Annotated in this window: 15 protein-coding genes; 10 read left to right on the top strand and 5 right to left on the bottom strand. The window is 60.3% G+C overall.

Going from position 1 to position 17,355, the window contains the following annotated elements:
• The first annotated feature begins 88 nt into the window (after window positions 1–88).
• The 4 genes from K3759_RS05480 to K3759_RS05465 all read left to right on the top strand — a co-directional run bounded on the left by K3759_RS05480 (window position 89) and on the right by K3759_RS05465 (window position 6,393).
• Window positions 89–3,529 (top strand): pyruvate carboxylase, encoded by a 3,441-nt coding sequence (locus K3759_RS05480; protein WP_259984745.1) that lies wholly within the window; start codon window positions 89–91, stop codon window positions 3,527–3,529.
• Between the two features lie 47 nt (window positions 3,530–3,576).
• On the top strand, window positions 3,577–3,951 hold the full coding sequence (locus K3759_RS05475; protein ID WP_259984743.1) for a VOC family protein: 375 nt from the start codon (window positions 3,577–3,579) through the stop codon (window positions 3,949–3,951).
• A gap of 77 nt (window positions 3,952–4,028) precedes the next feature.
• Window positions 4,029–4,511, top strand: a complete 483-nt coding sequence (locus K3759_RS05470; protein ID WP_259985571.1) for a DUF2244 domain-containing protein — start codon at window positions 4,029–4,031, stop codon at window positions 4,509–4,511.
• Between the two features lie 421 nt (window positions 4,512–4,932).
• Window positions 4,933–6,393 (top strand): cell wall metabolism sensor histidine kinase WalK, encoded by a 1,461-nt coding sequence (locus K3759_RS05465; RefSeq protein ID WP_259984741.1) that lies wholly within the window; start codon window positions 4,933–4,935, stop codon window positions 6,391–6,393.
• A gap of 289 nt (window positions 6,394–6,682) precedes the next feature.
• On the opposite strand, the gene K3759_RS05460 is transcribed toward K3759_RS05465, so the two are convergent.
• Complete coding sequence (locus tag K3759_RS05460) at window positions 6,683–7,141, bottom strand: GatB/YqeY domain-containing protein (RefSeq protein WP_259984739.1); 459 nt, start codon at window positions 7,139–7,141, stop codon at window positions 6,683–6,685.
• 195 nt (window positions 7,142–7,336) lie between these two features.
• Between K3759_RS05460 and carA the strand changes: the two genes are divergently transcribed.
• Window positions 7,337–8,497 carry a glutamine-hydrolyzing carbamoyl-phosphate synthase small subunit gene (gene carA, locus K3759_RS05455; protein WP_259984737.1) on the top strand — a complete coding sequence of 387 codons (1,161 nt, stop codon included), beginning with the start codon at window positions 7,337–7,339 and terminating at the stop codon, window positions 8,495–8,497.
• 93 nt (window positions 8,498–8,590) lie between these two features.
• Complete coding sequence (locus K3759_RS05450) at window positions 8,591–10,537, top strand: glycosyltransferase family 2 protein (RefSeq protein WP_259984735.1); 1,947 nt, start codon at window positions 8,591–8,593, stop codon at window positions 10,535–10,537.
• Here the strand turns inward: K3759_RS05450 and K3759_RS05445 are convergent.
• Window positions 10,488–11,141, bottom strand: a complete 654-nt coding sequence (locus K3759_RS05445) for a GntR family transcriptional regulator (protein WP_259984731.1) — start codon at window positions 11,139–11,141, stop codon at window positions 10,488–10,490. The two genes, K3759_RS05450 and K3759_RS05445, sit on opposite strands and share 50 nt — an antisense overlap.
• Window positions 11,142–11,241: 100 nt before the next feature.
• Here K3759_RS05445 and K3759_RS05440 point away from each other — a divergent pair, with 100 nt between their 5' ends.
• Window positions 11,242–11,889, top strand: coding sequence for a pyrimidine 5'-nucleotidase (locus tag K3759_RS05440; RefSeq protein ID WP_243263142.1), 648 nt, complete (start codon window positions 11,242–11,244; stop codon window positions 11,887–11,889).
• Window positions 11,889–13,088 (top strand): UbiH/UbiF family hydroxylase, encoded by a 1,200-nt coding sequence (locus tag K3759_RS05435; protein WP_259984730.1) that lies wholly within the window; start codon window positions 11,889–11,891, stop codon window positions 13,086–13,088. The genes K3759_RS05440 and K3759_RS05435 overlap by 1 nt, the downstream gene beginning before the upstream one ends.
• Window positions 13,089–13,106: 18 nt before the next feature.
• On the opposite strand, the gene K3759_RS05430 is transcribed toward K3759_RS05435, so the two are convergent.
• The 3 genes from K3759_RS05430 to K3759_RS05420 all read right to left on the bottom strand — a co-directional run bounded on the left by K3759_RS05430 (window position 13,107) and on the right by K3759_RS05420 (window position 15,201).
• Window positions 13,107–14,231, bottom strand: a complete 1,125-nt coding sequence (locus K3759_RS05430; protein WP_259984729.1) for an aminotransferase class V-fold PLP-dependent enzyme — start codon at window positions 14,229–14,231, stop codon at window positions 13,107–13,109.
• A gap of 62 nt (window positions 14,232–14,293) precedes the next feature.
• Window positions 14,294–14,749, bottom strand: a complete 456-nt coding sequence (locus K3759_RS05425) for an Lrp/AsnC family transcriptional regulator (protein ID WP_259984727.1) — start codon at window positions 14,747–14,749, stop codon at window positions 14,294–14,296.
• Window positions 14,746–15,201 carry an Lrp/AsnC family transcriptional regulator gene (locus tag K3759_RS05420; RefSeq protein ID WP_259984725.1) on the bottom strand — a complete coding sequence of 152 codons (456 nt, stop codon included), beginning with the start codon at window positions 15,199–15,201 and terminating at the stop codon, window positions 14,746–14,748. The genes K3759_RS05425 and K3759_RS05420 overlap by 4 nt, the downstream gene beginning before the upstream one ends.
• A 134-nt stretch (window positions 15,202–15,335) precedes the next feature.
• Between K3759_RS05420 and ilvC the strand changes: the two genes are divergently transcribed.
• Together ilvC and K3759_RS05410 are read left to right on the top strand one after the other, a co-directional pair.
• The gene (gene ilvC / locus K3759_RS05415; protein ID WP_243262673.1) at window positions 15,336–16,358 is read left to right on the top strand and encodes a ketol-acid reductoisomerase; all 1,023 of its coding nucleotides are present in this window, start codon (window positions 15,336–15,338) and stop codon (window positions 16,356–16,358) included.
• A gap of 76 nt (window positions 16,359–16,434) precedes the next feature.
• Window positions 16,435–17,355 carry a DMT family transporter gene (locus K3759_RS05410; RefSeq protein WP_259984721.1) on the top strand — a complete coding sequence of 307 codons (921 nt, stop codon included), beginning with the start codon at window positions 16,435–16,437 and terminating at the stop codon, window positions 17,353–17,355.

Raw genomic sequence — 17,355 nt, 5'->3', positions numbered from 1 at the left:
AGAAATGTGACAAAGACCGTCAGAGCCCTCTTGCGCTGCACCGCAGCATCCCTAAGCTGCCTCCAAATCCAGCAAGGGGGACCAACAAGTGACCGATTTCAAAAAAATCCTGATCGCCAACCGCGGTGAGATTGCAATCCGCATCATGCGCGCTGCCAATGAGATGGGCAAGAAAACGGTCGCTGTTTATGCCGAAGAGGACAAACTCGGCCTGCACCGGTTCAAAGCCGACGAAGCCTACCGCATCGGCGAGGGCCTTGGCCCTGTCGCCGCTTACCTCAGCATCGACGAGATGATCCGCGTCGCCAAAGCCTCCGGGGCCGATGCGATCCACCCCGGCTACGGCCTGCTGTCGGAAAACCCCGAGTTTGTCGACGCTTGCGAGAAAAACGGCATCACCTTCATCGGCCCCCGCGCCGAAACCATGCGCGCTTTGGGCGACAAGGCCTCCGCCCGACGCGTCGCGATGGAAGCCGGCGTGCCGGTCATCCCCGCCACCGAAGTGCTCGGCGAAGACATGGACGCGATCCGCGCTGAGGCGGCCGAGGTCGGCTATCCCCTGATGCTCAAAGCCTCATGGGGCGGGGGCGGTCGTGGCATGCGCCCGATCATGTCCGAAAAAGAACTCGAAGAGAAAGTCCGCGAAGGCCGCCGCGAGGCCGAAGCCGCCTTTGGCAATGGCGAAGGCTATCTCGAGAAAATGATCCTCCGCGCGCGCCATGTCGAAGTGCAAATCCTGGGCGACAAACAGGGCGACATCTATCACCTGTTCGAGCGCGACTGCTCTGTCCAGCGCCGCAACCAAAAGGTCGTCGAGCGCGCCCCCGCCCCCTATCTCACCGAAGACCAACGCGCCGAGATCTGCGAATTGGGCCGCAAGATCTGCGCCCATGTGAACTACGAATGCGCTGGCACCGTCGAATTCCTGATGGATATGGACGACGGCAAATTCTACTTCATCGAAGTGAACCCCCGCGTGCAGGTCGAACATACGGTCACCGAAGAGGTCACCGGCATCGACATCGTCCGCGCCCAAATCCTCATCGCCGAGGGCAAACCGCTGGCCGAAGCCACAGGCAAGGCGCGCCAAGAGGACATCACCCTCACCGGCCACGCGCTGCAAACCCGCGTCACCACCGAAGACCCGCAGAACAATTTCATCCCCGACTATGGCCGCATCACCGCCTACCGCTCGGCCACCGGCATGGGCATTCGCCTCGATGGCGGCACCGCTTATGCAGGCGGGGTCATCACGCGCTACTACGACAGCCTGCTGACCAAGGTCACCGCCAAAGCCCCGACGCCCGAAATGGCCATCGCCCGGATGGACCGCGCCTTGCGCGAATTCCGCGTGCGCGGCGTGTCGACCAACATCGCCTTTGTCGAAAACTTGCTGAAGCACCCGACGTTTTTGAACAATGAATACACCACCAAGTTCATCGACGAGACGCCGGAGCTTTTCAACTTCAAGCAGCGCCGCGACCGCGCCACCAAGGTGCTGACCTATATCGCCGACATCACCGTCAACGGTCATCCCGAGACCAAAGGCCACGCCCTGCCTGCCGCCCATGTTCGCGATCCCAAACCGCCCGTTCTGCGTGGCGAGCCGCAGATGGGCACACGCAACCTGTTGGAGCAAAAAGGCCCGCAGGCCGTGGCCGATTGGATGGGGCAACAACGTCAGTTGCTGATCACCGACACCACCATGCGCGACGCGCATCAGTCGCTTCTGGCGACCCGGATGCGTAGCTTGGATATGATCAAGGTGGCCCCCGCCTATGCCGCCAATCTGCCGCAACTTTTCTCTGTCGAATGCTGGGGCGGCGCGACCTTTGATGTGGCCTACCGCTTTTTGCAGGAATGCCCGTGGCAACGCCTGCGCGATCTGCGCGCGGCCCTGCCCAATGTGATGACCCAGATGCTGCTGCGCGCCTCCAACGGCGTGGGCTATACCAACTATCCCGACAACGTTGTGCAGAAATTCGTGGCCACGGCGGCGAATACCGGCGTCGATGTCTTCCGCGTTTTCGACAGCCTGAACTGGGTTGAGAACATGCGCGTGGCGATGGATGCGGTGGTCTCCTCCGGCAAGGTCTGCGAAGGCACGATCTGCTACACGGGCGACATCTTTGACCCGGATCGTGCGAAATACGACCTTCAGTATTACGTCACGATGGGCAAGGATTTGAAAGCCGCTGGCGCTCATGTGCTGGGCCTGAAAGACATGGCCGGATTGCTCAAACCCGCCCAGGCCCGCGTGCTGGTCAAGGCGCTGAAATCCGAAGTCGGCCTGCCGATCCACTTCCACACCCATGACACCGCAGGCAGTGCCACCGCCACCATCCTCGCCGCCTCCGAAGCGGGCGTCGATGCCGTCGACTGCGCCATGGACGCGCTGTCGGGCAACACCTCGCAGGCGACGCTGGGCACCGTGGTTTCGGCCCTGCAGCACACCGACCGCGACACCGGGATCGACATGAAAGCCGTGCGCGAAATCTCAGATTATTGGGAAGAAGTTCGCGGTCACTATGCCGCCTTCGAGACCGGGATGCAGGCCCCATCCTCCGAAGTTTACCTGCACGAAATGCCCGGCGGACAATTCACCAACCTCAAGGCGCAGGCCGCCTCCATGGGGCTCGACGACCGTTGGCCCGAAGTGGCGCGCACCTATGCGGATGTGAACCAGATGTTCGGCGATATCGTCAAAGTCACGCCCTCCTCCAAGGTCGTCGGCGATATGGCCCTGATGATGGTCTCCCAAGGTCTCACCCGCGCGCAGGTCGAAGACCCCGAGGTCGATGTCTCCTTCCCCGACAGTGTCATCGACATGATGCGCGGGAACCTTGGCCAGCCGCCGAATGGCTTTCCGGCGGGCATCGTCAAAAAGGTGCTGAAAGGCGAGACGCCGAACACCGAACGCCCCGGCAAACATCTGGAGCCTGTCGACATTGAGGCGGTACGCAAGGAACTGTCAGAGCAGCTCGACGGCATGCAAATCGACGACGAAGACCTCTGCGGCTACCTTATGTATCCCAAGGTCTTCCTCGACTACATGGGCCGCCACCGCGTCTATGGCCCGGTGCGCACCCTGCCCACGCATACGTTCTTCTATGGCATGGAGCCGGGGGCGGAGATTTCGGCCGAGATCGACCCCGGCAAGACCTTGGAGATCCGCCTGCAGGCCGAATCCGAGGCCGGTGAGGATGGCGAGGTGAAGGTCTTCTTCGAACTGAACGGCCAGCCGCGGGTGATCCGTGTGGCGAACCGTTTGGTCAAAGACGCCACGGTGCAGCGCCCTAAGGCAGAGGTCGGGAACGCCAACCACATCGGCGCGCCGATGCCGGGGGTTGTGGCCTCTGTCGGGGTTAAGGAAGGGCAGAAGATCAAGGCGGGCGACCTGCTTTTGACCATCGAAGCGATGAAGATGGAAACCGGTCTGCATGCGGAGCGTGATGCGGTCGTAAAGGCCGTGCACGTGCAGGCAGGCGGGCAGATCGACGCTAAGGACCTGTTGGTTGAATTAGAGTAACTGACCCTCGGGCGCGGCACCCCCGCGCCCGAGAACAGGAGCGGGCAATGCATCTTTCTGCGATCACCCTCCTCATCCCTGAGTATGACCCAGCAATCGCCTTTTACTGCGGCGTGATGGGGTTTGATCTGATCGAAGACGTCGATCAGGGCCGCAAGCGATGGGTCCGCGTCGCCCCGCCCGGCGCGCAGACGGGGTTCATCCTCGCCCGTGCCGATGACGACCAGCAAAGGGCCGCGATTGGCAATCAGGGCGCGGGGCGGGTCTGGCTGTTTTTAAGAGCCGATGATTTCGGTGCAGAGTTTGACCGTCTGACAGCTGCAGGTGTCACCTTTGAGGAAGAACCGCGGCATGAGCCCTATGGCAAAGTGGCCGTGTTCCGCGACCCCTTTGGCAACCGTTGGGATCTGCTGGGCGACTAGCCGCCCGCGTCCCCGCGCCGCATTGTCATCGCCCGCCTCTCGGCTATCTTGATGGTTCAGTGAGCCTGAGCGATCCCATGCCTTACGAATGGACAACCCCGCCCCGCGCCAATCCGCAACAGATGCGCCTTTGGCCCCATCAATCCCTGCCCGCGCGCGGCTTTGCGGCCTTTATGTTGGCGACTTTTACACTGGCCATGATCCCAATTTTCGCCATGCTCGGCACGGCCCTCCTCTGGGGTCTGTTGCCTTTTGTGCTATTGGCCTTGGGTGCTGTGTACTGGGCCTTGCAGCACAACCACCGCGCCCGGCAAATCGAAGAGGTGCTCACCCTCGACGACACCACGGCGCGGCTGGTTCATACCACCGCCAAGGGCGAGGTGAAGAATTGGGACTGCAACCGCTATTGGACCCAAGTGAAGAAATACGACGATGACGGCCCGGTGCCGCATTACGTCACCCTGCGCGGCGAGGGCCGTGAGGTCGAGATCGGCGCCTTCCTGAGCGAAGAGGAACGCATCGCACTTTACGACGATCTGTCACGTCATCTGCAGAGTTGAGAATGGGCTATACCCTTTAGTTCTGCACATTTTCGGTTGCAGATTAAAATACAACGACACCGCCTTGGGCGCGTCGGGCCCACTGCACGTATATCGAGTTGCTGCGAGCAGAGGCGTCTTTGGCCGACTGAAACCCTGTAGCCATCCTCACCCAATGTTGAGACCCGGGTCACCGATTGGCATGATAATCGCGAATACGAGGCTGTGTGGCGAACGCTCCATAGACGACTGGCTGAACACCGAATGCTTAATCACTTGGCGCGCCGCAGTCTAACTTCGACCTTATTTTTGGCCAGATCGATATCTACAGTCCACGGGTAAGGTCTGTATTTGAGTCAAATCCACTTAAATTCTTCCAAAAACAGGCCGGTCACCTGTTCTCGATCCCATCCGAGAGTGCAACTCATTAGGGAAGCTAAACATGTCGGAAATAACATCGGGGGGCGCTCGAAAGAGTATCAGCGCCATTACTTCCACGGTGAGATCCGTGAGCGCAAGATCGGCGTTCATGACTGTTGGGTCTCTCGCATTCTTCGCTTTGCTGACCTTCGCGACCATACGGATCGCTGCAGCATTAGTTGATCAGGCAGTAGAGCGCGATGCTTCCCGTCGATCTCTTGAATGGGCTGAATTCGCAATCAGCCAAGCCCCGCAAATTGCAAATCTAGCCGAAGGCCTGCCTATGGAAGCCGAAGACTGGCAAGCGTTTGAAAAGTTAGCCAACTTCTCGGGCGTCTTCCGGTTTAAAATCTTCAGCCCTGACGGCGTGCTTCGCTTCGAATCCGATGATCCCAAAGCCGCAGGTGAAAACCTCGGGAAGCATAACTATCTGGCCTCTACTGTCGTAAGGTCAGGTCAGCCCTATACAACCGTCGAAGATGGACGGGACAAGCCCAACCGCCCTGATCTATACAGCGAGACCTACCTGCCCGTCTTCGACAACGGGCGAATGGTGGCAATTGCCGAAACCTATATGGATCAAACAAACAAAACGGCAGCCGTCAGTGTGGAATACGCCTTTGTCGGGGCGGCAATGGTGGGTATGATCGGCCTGGCACTCTTGTTACCTTCAATCGGCCTTTGGGTCATGTTTCGCCGCCTCAGATCGAATAATGTCGAGTTGAAAAAGTCGCAAACCCGGGCCCAGGCTTCTGACAAGGCCAAAAGCGAATTCATCTCTACCGTCAGCCATGAATTGAGAACCCCCCTGACATCAATCAAGGGCTCTCTTGACATGCTGAACTCGGGAAAGGTCACTGAACTGACCGGACCAGCGCAGCGCCTTGTGGCCATGGCAACTAAGAACGCAAGCATCCTCAATTTGCTCGTCAATGACCTGTTGGATTTCGAGAAGCTGGACACCGGCAACTTGGAGATGAACAAGCGCCCAACTGATTTGGCAATGCTTGTGCGGGATGAACTTGAGACCATTGAGAGCTATGGGACCGGTCAGGATATCAAATATCACTTCAACGGGGATGACAGCGCGTTGCTTGCCCACGTTGATCCCGACAGGATCGCCCAGGTCGTCCGCAATTTGGTGTCAAACGCCGCAAAGTTTTCGCCCGAGGGTGCGAAAGTCGAAGTCTCTGTTCAAGAGCATAACGGATTGGTCCGGGTCGAGGTTAAGGATGCGGGATGCGGTATTTCTGAGGAGGACCAAGATCGTATTTTTGAAAAGTTCACGCAGGTAGATTCGTCAAATACCCGAAAACACAACGGTACGGGCCTTGGCTTGGCCATCTCGAAGGAGATCGTGAACGCTCACGATGGTGAGATTGGGGTTAAAAGTTCAATTGGTAAGGGAAGTGTTTTCTACTTCATCCTGCCAATTGGACTCGAGATCGACGCAGACCCTGCGGTTCTGCAAGAGGTTGCCTGAGACCCGCCCTAAATACTTTTGACAAGATGCCAAATAGGACTTCTCAACTATCGAAACGGATGATCCATTCTGTCCCGGTGCCGCTATCAGGGTTAGTCAAAGCGGGAACAATTAAGTGCGGTGAATAGCAACAACGCCCGCACGGCCGAAGTGCACTCCCAAAGTACTTGCAAGAGCGCACACATGGGGGCAATTCACCAATGCTGTGACTTACAGTCTGGGTATAACACAACCGATAGGGGGCCAGCCCCCACGGCCCCGCCCCCCAATCTCAAACTTTATCTACTGCTTAGCTCAGCCGGTCTTTGATCACTGGCCCAACCGCGCCGAAATCCATCTGGCCGGTGTAGCGCTCTTTCAACAGCCCCATGACCTTGCCCATGTCGCGGATCGAGGTCGCGCCGATTTCGGCCACGGCTTCATCCACGGCGGCGGAGGTTTCGGTGACGCTAAGCTGGCGCGGCAGAAATTCTTCGATCACCTCGACTTCCGCACGTTCGCGCTCTGCAAGGTCCAAACGCCCGCCCTCTTCATAGGCGCGTGCTGATTCTTGGCGCTGTTTGGCCATCTTGCTAAGGATGCCCAGCACTTCGGCATCCGACACGCCGTCGTCCTTGCCTGTGGCCCGGGCGGCGATGTCTTTATCCTTGATCGCGGCATTGATAAGCCGCAGCGTCGAAAGCCGGTCCGCCGCCTTGTCTTTCATGGCCTGTTTCAATGCATCCGAGATGCGCATCCGCAATGACATGGTGGTTTCCTGTGTTTCGCTAAATCCAAGTGTCGCAGCTTACCTGCTCTCTTCGCGCGGAGCAATGGGGGGCGGTGGTAGGTAAGTTGTTGATATTAAACGATATCTCATTTCCCTCCGGCTATTGACCCCGCGCCCGCGCGGGATTAGGTTGCCACCCGTTTACCCGCCCCCCTTCTGCCCGGAGACTGCCCCATGTCCGCGCCCGCTCGCCCCCGCCCAACCGCCTGCCTTGCCCTCGCGGATGGATCGATTTTCTACGGTATGGGGTTTGGCGCGACTGGCCAAACCGTGGCGGAGTTGTGCTTCAACACCGCGATGACTGGATACCAAGAGATCATGACCGACCCGTCTTATGCGGGCCAGATCGTGACCTTCACCTTCCCGCATATCGGCAATGTCGGCACCAACCCCGAAGATGATGAGACCGGCGATCCGGTCGCGGCGGGGATGGTCGTCAAATGGATGCCCACCACGCCCAGCAGCTGGCGCAACATCCAGCCGCTCTCGGACTGGTTGGCCGCGCGTGGCCGCATCGCCATCGGCGGTATCGACACCCGTCGCCTGACCCGTGCGATCCGCCAGCAGGGCGCGCCGCATGCCGCCCTCGCCCATGACCCAGATGGCAACTTTGACATCGAAGCACTGGTCGCTGCCGCGCGCGGTTTTGCCGGTCTTGAAGGCATGGATTTGGCCAAAGACGTAACCTGCGCGCAGACCTACCGCTGGAATGAGATGCGGTGGGCATGGCCCGACGGCTACGCCCCCCAGACCGAGGCCAAGCACAAGGTCGTCGCCGTGGACTACGGTGCGAAACGTAATATCCTGCGCTGCCTCGCCTCTGCGGGCTGCGATGTGACCGTTCTGCCCGCGACCGCAACCTACGACGATATCATGGCACATGAGCCGGATGGCGTGTTCCTCTCCAATGGTCCCGGCGATCCGGCAGCGACAGGGGCCTACGCCGTGCCGATGATCCGTGACGTACTCGAAAAGACAGACCTGCCGGTCTTTGGCATCTGCCTTGGCCACCAGATGCTGGCGCTGGCGCTTGGTGCCACCACCGTCAAGATGAGCCACGGCCACCACGGCGCGAACCACCCGGTTAAAGACTATGACACTGGCAAGGTTGAGATCACCTCAATGAACCACGGTTTCGCGGTCGACGGTCAGTCCCTCCCCGAGGGCGTGCGTGAGACCCATGTGTCGCTTTTTGACGGGTCGAACTGCGGTATCCGCGTCGATGGCCGCCCCGTCTGGTCGGTGCAACACCACCCCGAGGCCAGCCCCGGCCCGCAGGACAGCTACTACTTGTTCGAGCGGTTCAGTGACGCCATGGCGGCCCGCAGCGCTTAAAATTTTCTACATGCTTTGATTGCATAGGCGACTGTTAACTCTCGATTAACGGTCGCCTGCCAGTCTCCTTCCGGAACCTCGACGGGGCACGGAATGAGCAACCTTCGTCTGAAACTCCCAGCACCGCGTATGGCCGCTGCCCCCGCCGGTCGGATGCGGCTGGGTCAGCATCTGATTGCGGCAGGTGCGATTGGGCCCGCTGATCTGCTGCATGGGCTCGAATTGCAACGCCGGATCGACACCCCTTTGGGTGAGGTTCTGGCCGCCGAGGGGTTGGTCTCATCCGAAGACATCGTCAGGGCCCTCGCACGGCAATATGGCGCGCAGCCTGTGGATCTGATCCGCAGCCCCTCTGACCCGCGCCTTTCAGTAAAGATCCCCCTCGCCCTTTGCCTGAGGTTCGGCGCGGTTCCTTGGTTGGAACTTGGCGACCGACTGCTGGTGGCCACAGGGCGACCGGGCGATTTTACCCAGCTTTGCGATGCTTTGGGCGAGAGGGGGGAAACCTTGATGCTTGTCATCGCCGACCCGCAACAGGTGCAGGCCCAGATCGGCAGGCTCTATGCGGCCGACCTTGCGCATCAAGCAGTAAGCCGCGTGCCTGATGCCGAGAGCTGTCGCAACTGGGGCGCAGGCAGCGGAAAACATCAGTATCTGCCGGGCGGTATTTTGATGGCTCTCACGACGCTGCTGGTTCTCTATCCATCAATGTTCCTTGCGCTCGCCCTGATCTGGGCTGCGCTCACCTTGCTTTTAACCAGTGGCCTGAAGGCGGCGGCGCTTTGGGCGTCTCTGACCTGTCCGCGCCCATCGCCGACGCGACCAAGTATCAAAGATCTAAAAGGTTTTCGCCTGCCCCGCGTTTCTGTACTTGTGCCCCTGCTGCGTGAGAAAGAGATCGCGCAGGCGCTCATCGCCCGGCTTTCACGGCTGACCTACCCAAAGTCGCTTTTGGAAGTGGTTCTGGTGTTGGAGGCGAACGACAGTCTCACGCGCGACACGATTGCGCGCACCCCTCTGCCGCCGTGGATCAGCGTTATCGAAGTGCCTGATACAGGGACGCTGAAGACCAAACCCCGCGCCCTTAACTACGCGCTCGACTTCTGCCGCGGCAGTATCATCGGCGTCTGGGATGCGGAGGATGCGCCGGAGCCGGACCAAATCGAGCAGATCGTGACCCGCTTCCATGACGCCCCCGACAACGTCGCCTGTCTGCAGGGGGTTTTGGATTTCTACAACAGCCGCAGCAATTGGATAGCCCGTTGTTTCGCCATTGAATATGCCACCTGGTGGCGGATGGTCCTGCCCGGTGTGGCCCGGCTGGGGCTGGTCGTCCCCTTGGGTGGGACGACCCTGTTTTTTCGGCGGGATATCCTTGAGCGCCTCGGCGCATGGGACGCGCATAATGTGACCGAGGATGCTGATCTGGGCCTCAGACTGGCGCGACGCGGCTATGTCACCGAGCTTATGCCCACCGCCACCTATGAAGAGGCCAACTGCCGCCTCTGGCCATGGGTTCGGCAAAGGTCGCGTTGGCTCAAAGGGTATCTCATTACATGGTGCGTCCATATGCGCAGACCGCGCACCCTGGCAAAAGACCTAGGGCTGATGCGGTTCATCGGCGTCCAGGCGATCTTCCTCGCCACATTCTCGCAATTCGCCCTCGCCCCGCTTCTCTGGTCGCTTTGGTTGAGCTTCTTTGGGCTGCATCACCCGGTCACCGATTGCCTGACACCCCCGTTGATGACAGCGATCTTCACGCTCTTCATTCTGTCGGAACTGCTCAACCTTTGCACCTCAGCTATCGCAGTATCAAAGCGCGGGCATCGGCATTTACTGCCTTGGGTCATCACTCTGCCGCTCTATTTTACTTTGGGGGCTATCGCCGCCCTCAAGGCACTTTATGAGCTCTATCGCAGCCCGCATTATTGGGACAAAACCGCCCATGGCAGCGCCATGCCTCTTTCAAAGACGCGTAGAAAAGTCAGAACTAAAAATCTTCCTCGCGGCGGGCCGCTTCCTGCTTCAACCGGGTCATGAAGGCGACGGAGATATGGGTGCGCAGCGCCTCATCGGCACCGTCCTCGTCACGGGCTTCGATCATCTGGACGATGCGGTCATGTTCGGCCTGCGCAATCTCCCCCCGGCCCTCAACCGCAAGTGATGAGGTCGCCATCAGGGCCATGGAGCGGTGCACAAGGTCAAGCTGCTGCACCAGATAGCGGTTGTGCGACGCCAGATGAATTTGCTTATGAAAGCGTTTATTCGCCCGCGCCAATGCATTAGGGTTGCCCGCAAGCGTGTTATCGGCGTCCACCATTTCGCGCAGCACACGCACTTCTTCGGCGGTGGCATGGCGGGCGGCAAGGCGCGCGGCCAGCCCTTCCAACTCACCACGCACGACATATAGCTCGGCCATCTGGTTGTGATCCAGAGAGGCAACGATTAGGCTGCGCCCATCGCGCATCAAAAGAGACTGCGTCTCAAGCCGTTGTAATGCCTCACGGATCGGTGTGCGCGACACGCCAAAACGCTCGGCCAATTCGCTTTCCACCAACCGATCGCCGGGGCGATAGGTGCCGATGTCGATGGCCTCAAGTATCATCGAATAGGCGTCGGTCGGGCCGGTTTTGGCGTCAGGCATGGGTATCAGTCCTTGAAAGTTGCGCCACCTTACCCACCGCGACCATATGCGCAACCCGGGAGGGCTTGCGCGGCTGCCCGTCTCGGCCTACCTCTGCGCCATGCCGCGCGATGCTTTCTCTCATGTCACCACCTGGGTCTTCGATCTGGACCAAACGCTCTACCCGCCCGAGGCGCGGCTTTTCGATCTGATCGAGGCGCGCATGGTTGACTGGGTTATGCGTGCGATCAAGGTGGATCGGGCCGAGGCCAATCACCTGCGCCAGCACTATTGGCAGACCTATGGCACCACGCTGGCGGGGCTGATGCGTGAACATGGCGTCGATCCCGGCCCCTACCTCACGGATGTGCATGACATCCCGATGGACCGGCTGACCCCCGACCCGCTGCTTGCCCAAGCGATCCGCGTCTTGCCGGGGCGGCGCATCGTCTATACCAATGGCTGCGCTCCCTACGCTGAACGGGTGCTGGAGGCGCGCGGTCTCACCGGTCTATTCGATGCGGTCTACGGCGTCGAACATGCGGATTTCCTGCCCAAACCCGAAGCCGCCGCTTATGATAAAGTCTTTGCCATCGACGGTTTCCAAACCGCTGCCGCCGCGATGTTTGAGGATGACCCGCGCAACCTTGCCGCCCCCCACGCGTTGGGAATGCGCACAGTGCATGTGGCACCCACTCGGGGCGAAGGCGATCACATCCACTACCATACGCAAGACCTTTGCGAATTCCTGACACGGGTGGCGGGCTGATGACTTTTGATTGTGATATCCTGATTTCCGGCGGCGGCATCGCCGGACTGACTGCAGCGGCCGCCTTCGGTGCGGCGGGCTTTGACGTGATCTGCGTCGACCCGACGCCGCCCGTCACCGATGGTGCTGCCAAAGGGGCAGACATGCGCTCCACCGCGCTGCTGCAGCCGGCCCGTCTGCTGCTGGAAGACGCCGGGCTGTGGGACCGCCTCGCCCCCCATGCCGCCGCTTTGCAGATCATGCGAATTGTCGATGCAGGGGGCGAAGATCCGAGCCCCCGCGTCACACGCGAGTTCGACGCCGCCGATATCTCTGATGCCCCCTTCGGCTGGAACTTCCCAAATTGGCTGCTGCGTCGTGAGTTACTCACCCGCCTTAATGAGCTTCCCAAGGTCGATTTTCGCCCCGGCACCGGCACCACGACACTCTTCACCCGGCAAAGCGAGGCCCGCGTGGGCCTGAGCGACGGCAGCCGGATCAGAACACGCTTGGTGATCGCCGCCGATGGGCGCAACAGCCCGATGCGCGAAGCGGCCGGGATCGAGGTTACCACCCGGCGCTACGGTCAAAAGGCGCTGGCCTTCTGCGTCACTCACCCGATCCCGCATGAGAATGTCTCGACCGAAGTCCACCGTTCTGGCGGGCCCTTCACCCTTGTCCCGCTGCCTGACCGCGATGGCATGCCCTGCTCTGCCGTGGTGTGGATGGACGACGGCCCCGCGACCCAAGCCCGCGCAACGCTGGATACCGCCGCATTTGAGGCCGAGGCAACGGCACGCTCGGCCAATCTATTCGGACCACTCACCCTCGCCAGCCCCCGCGCGCTCTGGCCGATCATCAGCCAAGAGGCCAAGCGCCTCTCCGGCGAACGACTGGCATTGGTGGCCGAAGCGGCACATGTGCTGCCCCCCATCGGCGCGCAGGGGTTGAACATGTCGCTGACCGATCTGGCGACGCTGCTAGATTTGGCCCGCAAATCGCCCAGAACGTTCGGCGACGCTGACATGTTGGAGGCCTACCACAAGGCCCGCCACGCAGACATCAGCCTGCGCGTTCGGGGCATTGACCTGCTGAACCGGGCTAGCCAAGCCAGCAGCCCACTTGCCCGCGATGCACGGGCGGCGGCGCTTAATGCGCTCTACGCCCTGCCCCAAGTGCGCAAAATGCTGATGCAAATGGGGCTGGGCCTGCGCCGCTAACGCGCGGCGCAGCCTGTCTTACAAAACCTCGTCGAGCACAGCCGTTAGCCGCGCCACGGTCGCGTCAACATCATAAAGCTTATCCAACCCGAACAGCCCCAGACGGAATGTACGGAAATCATCCGGCTCTCCCACCTGCAACGGCACGCCTGCTGCGATCTGCATTCCCTTGGCGGCAAAAGCCTTGCCGTTTTGCACATCCGGATCGGCGGTATAGCCAACCACCACGCCCGGTGCGGCAAACCCGTCTGCCGCGACCGAAGTCACCCCGCGCGCCGCCAGAGCCTGCCGCACCGCTTCACCCAATCGCCACTGCGCTTCTTTCAACCGGTCAAACCCATAATCGCGGGTCTCTTTCACTGTATCACGGAACAGCCGCAGCGCATCCGTCGGCATGGTCGCATGATAGGCATGCCCCCCCGCCTCATAGGCTTTCATGATGTCACGCCACTTGCGCAGGTCGATGGCGAAACTATCCGATGTGGTCTCGTTCAACCGCGCCTCCGCCCGCGCGGACATCATCACCAGCCCAGCGGAAGGCGACGCGCTCCACCCCTTCTGCGGTGCCGAGATCAGCACATCGACGCCAAGCGCCTTCATATCCACCCAGACACAGCCCGAGGCGATGCAATCGAGCACCATCAGCGCGCCGACCTCATGCGCCGCCGCGGCCATCGCTTCGATATAGTCATCAGGCAGGATCATGCCCGAGCTGGTCTCGACATGCGGCGCGAAGACCACCTGCGGCTTCTGTTCGCGGATCGCGGCAGTGACCTCGTCGATCGGCGCAGGCGCAAAGGGGGCGGGGCTGGCATTGCCCTGCATCCGTGCCTTCATCACCTCGGCGCTCTTGGTCAGATCGGCGCTTTCGATGATCTGGCTCCAACGATAGGAAAACCACCCGTTGCGCACGACCAACACGTCTTGGCCCCGCGCAAACTGCCGCGCCACGGCTTCCATCGCATAGGTGCCGCCACCGGGCACCAGCGCCACGGCATCGGCGTTATAAACCTCGCCCAGCCAGTCCGAGAGGTCGCGCATGACCTGCTGAAACTCTGCTGACATGTGGTTGAGCGAACGGTCGGTGAAAACCACGCTGAATTCATCAAGCCCTGTAGGGTCTACCGTGTCGAGCAATGCCATCGTTCTTCCTCCATCTTTCGATCAAAGGCATATGGCCCGCCGCCACAAAAGGCAATTGACGGCTAAAGCGGCCCCGGCAAACGTTCTTCGCTCAAAAGCACATTGGCCTCCACCTCCCCCGCGCCGGGCAGGGTCATGATGCGCCGCCTGAGCACACGTTCAAAATCCGGCAGGTCGCGCGCCACGACTCTTAACCGATAGTCGAAAAGCCCTAATACATGTTCAACCGTTTGCACTTCGGGAATAGCACTCACCGCCCGCTCGAAATCCTCCAAACTCACCCGCCCCCGCGTGGCCAGTTTGATGCCCAGGAAAACGGTCACACCAAATCCCAAAGCCTCGGCATTCAGCCGCAACCGCCGCCCGACGATTGCGCCACCCCCCTCCAACCGCCTGATGCGCCGCCACGTTGCAGGCTGCGACAGACCAAACCGCCGCCCCAAGGCACTCGCACTCTGCGTCGCATCGCGTGCCAAGGCGCGCAGCAACGATCGGTCAATCTCATCAAGTTCAATCACAGCGGCAGCCCCTCCTGCGTCTTGATCCGCGCTACATGCATCAAGGCCTCAATCTCGGCGATATGTGGCAGGGTGAGGATACGGCTGCGGTATATCTGCTGATAATGTGTCATGTCCCGCGCGATAATCGACAACCGCAGATCGACCCGGCCCAGAAACGTTTGAAGCTCGATCACCTCAGGCACCTGTCGCGCCTCTGCCATGAATATGTCGAAGGCATTGGCCTGCGTCTTGTCCAGCGTTACCCGCAAGGACACCTCCAAGGCATAGCCAAGCGCCGCCCAATCGATCACCACCCCGCTGCCCTGCACGATCCCCTGATCCTGCAACCGCGCAATCCGCCGCGCGGCCTTGCCTGCCGTGATGTTACACCGCTCCGCCAACTCGCCGGGGCTGAGGCTAGGCTCCGCCTGCCAATAGCGCAAAATACGGCGATCCAGATCATCAAGCATGATTTTTCCATTTTTGCGTCGTCAGGCGAATAACTATCTTCATTCTTTCACAAATACCTCTGCGATGACAATGGTTCCTAGACGCGACATCGCTATGGTGAACCCCAGATAGAGATCAACCAAAGGACAATATCATGCGCGTTTATTATGACCGTGACTGCGATGTGAACCTCATCAAAGACAAGAAAGTAGCGATCCTCGGCTACGGCTCCCAAGGCCACGCCCATGCGCTGAACCTGCGCGATTCCGGTGCCAAGAACCTCGTCGTCGCTCTGCGCGAAGGCTCTAAATCCGCCGCAAAGGCCGAAGGCGAAGGGCTCAAGGTCATGGGCATCGCCGAGGCTGCCGCTTGGGCCGACCTGATCATGTTCACCATGCCCGATGAACTTCAGGCTGAAACCTACAAGAAATACGTGCATGACAATATCCGTGAGGGTGCCGCCATTGCATTCGCCCACGGCCTGAACGTTCACTTCGGCCTGATCGAGCCGAAAGAAGGCGTCGACGTGATCATGATGGCCCCCAAAGGCCCCGGCCACACCGTGCGCGGCGAATACACCAAAGGCGGCGGCGTTCCCTGCCTCGTGGCCGTGGACAAAGACGCCTCCGGCAAGGCGCTGGAAATCGGCCTGTCCTATTGTTCCGCCATCGGTGGCGGCCGTTCGGGCATCATCGAGACCAACTTCCGCGAAGAATGCGAAACCGATCTCTTCGGTGAGCAGGCCGTGCTCTGCGGCGGTCTGGTTGAGTTGATCCGCATGGGCTTTGAGACACTGGTCGAAGCGGGCTACGCCCCTGAGATGGCCTATTTCGAGTGCCTGCACGAAGTGAAGCTGATCGTCGACCTGATCTATGAAGGCGGCATCGCCAACATGAACTACTCGATCTCGAACACGGCGGAATATGGCGAATATGTCTCAGGCCCCCGCATCTTGCCTTACGACGAGACCAAGAAGCGCATGAAAGACGTGCTGACGGACATCCAGAACGGCAAGTTCGTGCGCGACTTCATGCAAGAAAACGCCGTGGGCCAGCCCTCGTTCAAAGCGACCCGTCGCATCAACGACGAGCACCGCATCGAACAGGTCGGCGCCAAGCTGCGTGAGATGATGCCGTGGATTTCCGCAGGCAAGATGGTGGACAAGGCCAAGAACTGAGCCATTTCCACCTATAGAGAAGACGACATCGACCCCGGCCTCGCGCCGGGGTCTTTGCCTTTACGACGGAGCCCCGATGAACACCACGCCTCAGATCAACCGCACCAGCTGGCTGTTGATCGCCATTCTGGGCTTTGTCTGGGGTGGCACCTTTCTGGCCATCGAAATTGCCCTTACCGGCATCACGCCCTTCTGGCTCGCCGCCTCTCGGATCGGGTTTGCCTCGGTGGTGATGCTTGCGCTATGGGCCGTGCGAGGTTTTGCGCTTTTTACCGAGCGCCCCACCCACGGGAACATCGCGACCCTGATCACTATCGGCATTATCAGCTCGGCCCTGCCATTCTCACTGCTGGCTTGGGGTCAGCAATATGTGACCTCTGGTTTTGCCGGGGTGACCATGGCTTCGGTCGCGCTGATCGTTCTGCCGATGGCACATTTCTTATTACCGGGCGAACGGATGACCCCGCGCAAAATTGGCGGGTTTGTCATCGGCTTTGTCGGCGTGGTGGTGCTGATCGGCGGCCAGGCCTTTGAAAGCACGGGTGCCGCGATGGAGACTGCGGGGCGTATCGCCTGCGTCGGCGCGGCATCGTGCTATGCCATCAGCTCGATCCTCATGCGCCGCCTGCCGTCGGTAGACCCGATCGGATTGGCCACAATCCTGATGCTGATCGGCGCCAGTATCATGCTGCCCGCCGCTTTTCTGAGCGAAGGCCCGCCGCCCCTGCCCGCGCCTGAAATATTGGGTGTGTTGGCCTTTCTTGGCCTCGTCCCTACAGCAGGCGCAGCTTTCCTGCGGGTCTATGTGGTGCGCACCGCTGGGCCGGTCTTCATGTCCCTGGTGAATTACCAAGTTCCGGTTTGGTCGGTCCTTCTGGGTGCGCTGGTACTGTCAGAGCCGCTCCCGATGTCGCTGCTCTATGCGATGGTTCTGATTCTCGCCGGGGTAGGGCTCAGCCAATATGGCGCGCTGACACGGCTGTTCCGACGCGCCTGA

The organism is Sulfitobacter sp. W027, from assembly GCF_025143985.1.
Lineage (GTDB): Bacteria > Pseudomonadota > Alphaproteobacteria > Rhodobacterales > Rhodobacteraceae > Sulfitobacter.
The sequence above is the reverse complement of the archived record's forward strand: the minus strand, read 5'-3'. Positions and strand labels throughout refer to the sequence as shown.

What these genes read in the sequence shown, in the direction of transcription:
- K3759_RS05475 (WP_259984743.1), top strand. Translation starts at nt 3,577, where the DNA reads ATGCATCTTTCTGCGATCACCCTCCTCATCCCTGAGTATGACCCAGCA.
- K3759_RS05470 (WP_259985571.1), top strand. Translation starts at nt 4,029, where the DNA reads ATGCCTTACGAATGGACAACCCCGCCCCGCGCCAATCCGCAACAGATG.
- K3759_RS05465 (WP_259984741.1), top strand. Translation starts at nt 4,933, where the DNA reads ATGTCGGAAATAACATCGGGGGGCGCTCGAAAGAGTATCAGCGCCATT.
- K3759_RS05460 (WP_259984739.1), bottom strand. Translation starts at nt 7,141, where the DNA reads ATGTCATTGCGGATGCGCATCTCGGATGCATTGAAACAGGCCATGAAA.
- carA (WP_259984737.1), top strand. Translation starts at nt 7,337, where the DNA reads ATGTCCGCGCCCGCTCGCCCCCGCCCAACCGCCTGCCTTGCCCTCGCG.
- K3759_RS05450 (WP_259984735.1), top strand. Translation starts at nt 8,591, where the DNA reads ATGAGCAACCTTCGTCTGAAACTCCCAGCACCGCGTATGGCCGCTGCC.
- K3759_RS05445 (WP_259984731.1), bottom strand. Translation starts at nt 11,141, where the DNA reads ATGCCTGACGCCAAAACCGGCCCGACCGACGCCTATTCGATGATACTT.
- K3759_RS05440 (WP_243263142.1), top strand. Translation starts at nt 11,242, where the DNA reads ATGCCGCGCGATGCTTTCTCTCATGTCACCACCTGGGTCTTCGATCTG.
- K3759_RS05435 (WP_259984730.1), top strand. Translation starts at nt 11,889, where the DNA reads ATGACTTTTGATTGTGATATCCTGATTTCCGGCGGCGGCATCGCCGGA.
- K3759_RS05430 (WP_259984729.1), bottom strand. Translation starts at nt 14,231, where the DNA reads ATGGCATTGCTCGACACGGTAGACCCTACAGGGCTTGATGAATTCAGC.
- K3759_RS05420 (WP_259984725.1), bottom strand. Translation starts at nt 15,201, where the DNA reads ATGCTTGATGATCTGGATCGCCGTATTTTGCGCTATTGGCAGGCGGAG.
- ilvC (WP_243262673.1), top strand. Translation starts at nt 15,336, where the DNA reads ATGCGCGTTTATTATGACCGTGACTGCGATGTGAACCTCATCAAAGAC.
- K3759_RS05410 (WP_259984721.1), top strand. Translation starts at nt 16,435, where the DNA reads ATGAACACCACGCCTCAGATCAACCGCACCAGCTGGCTGTTGATCGCC.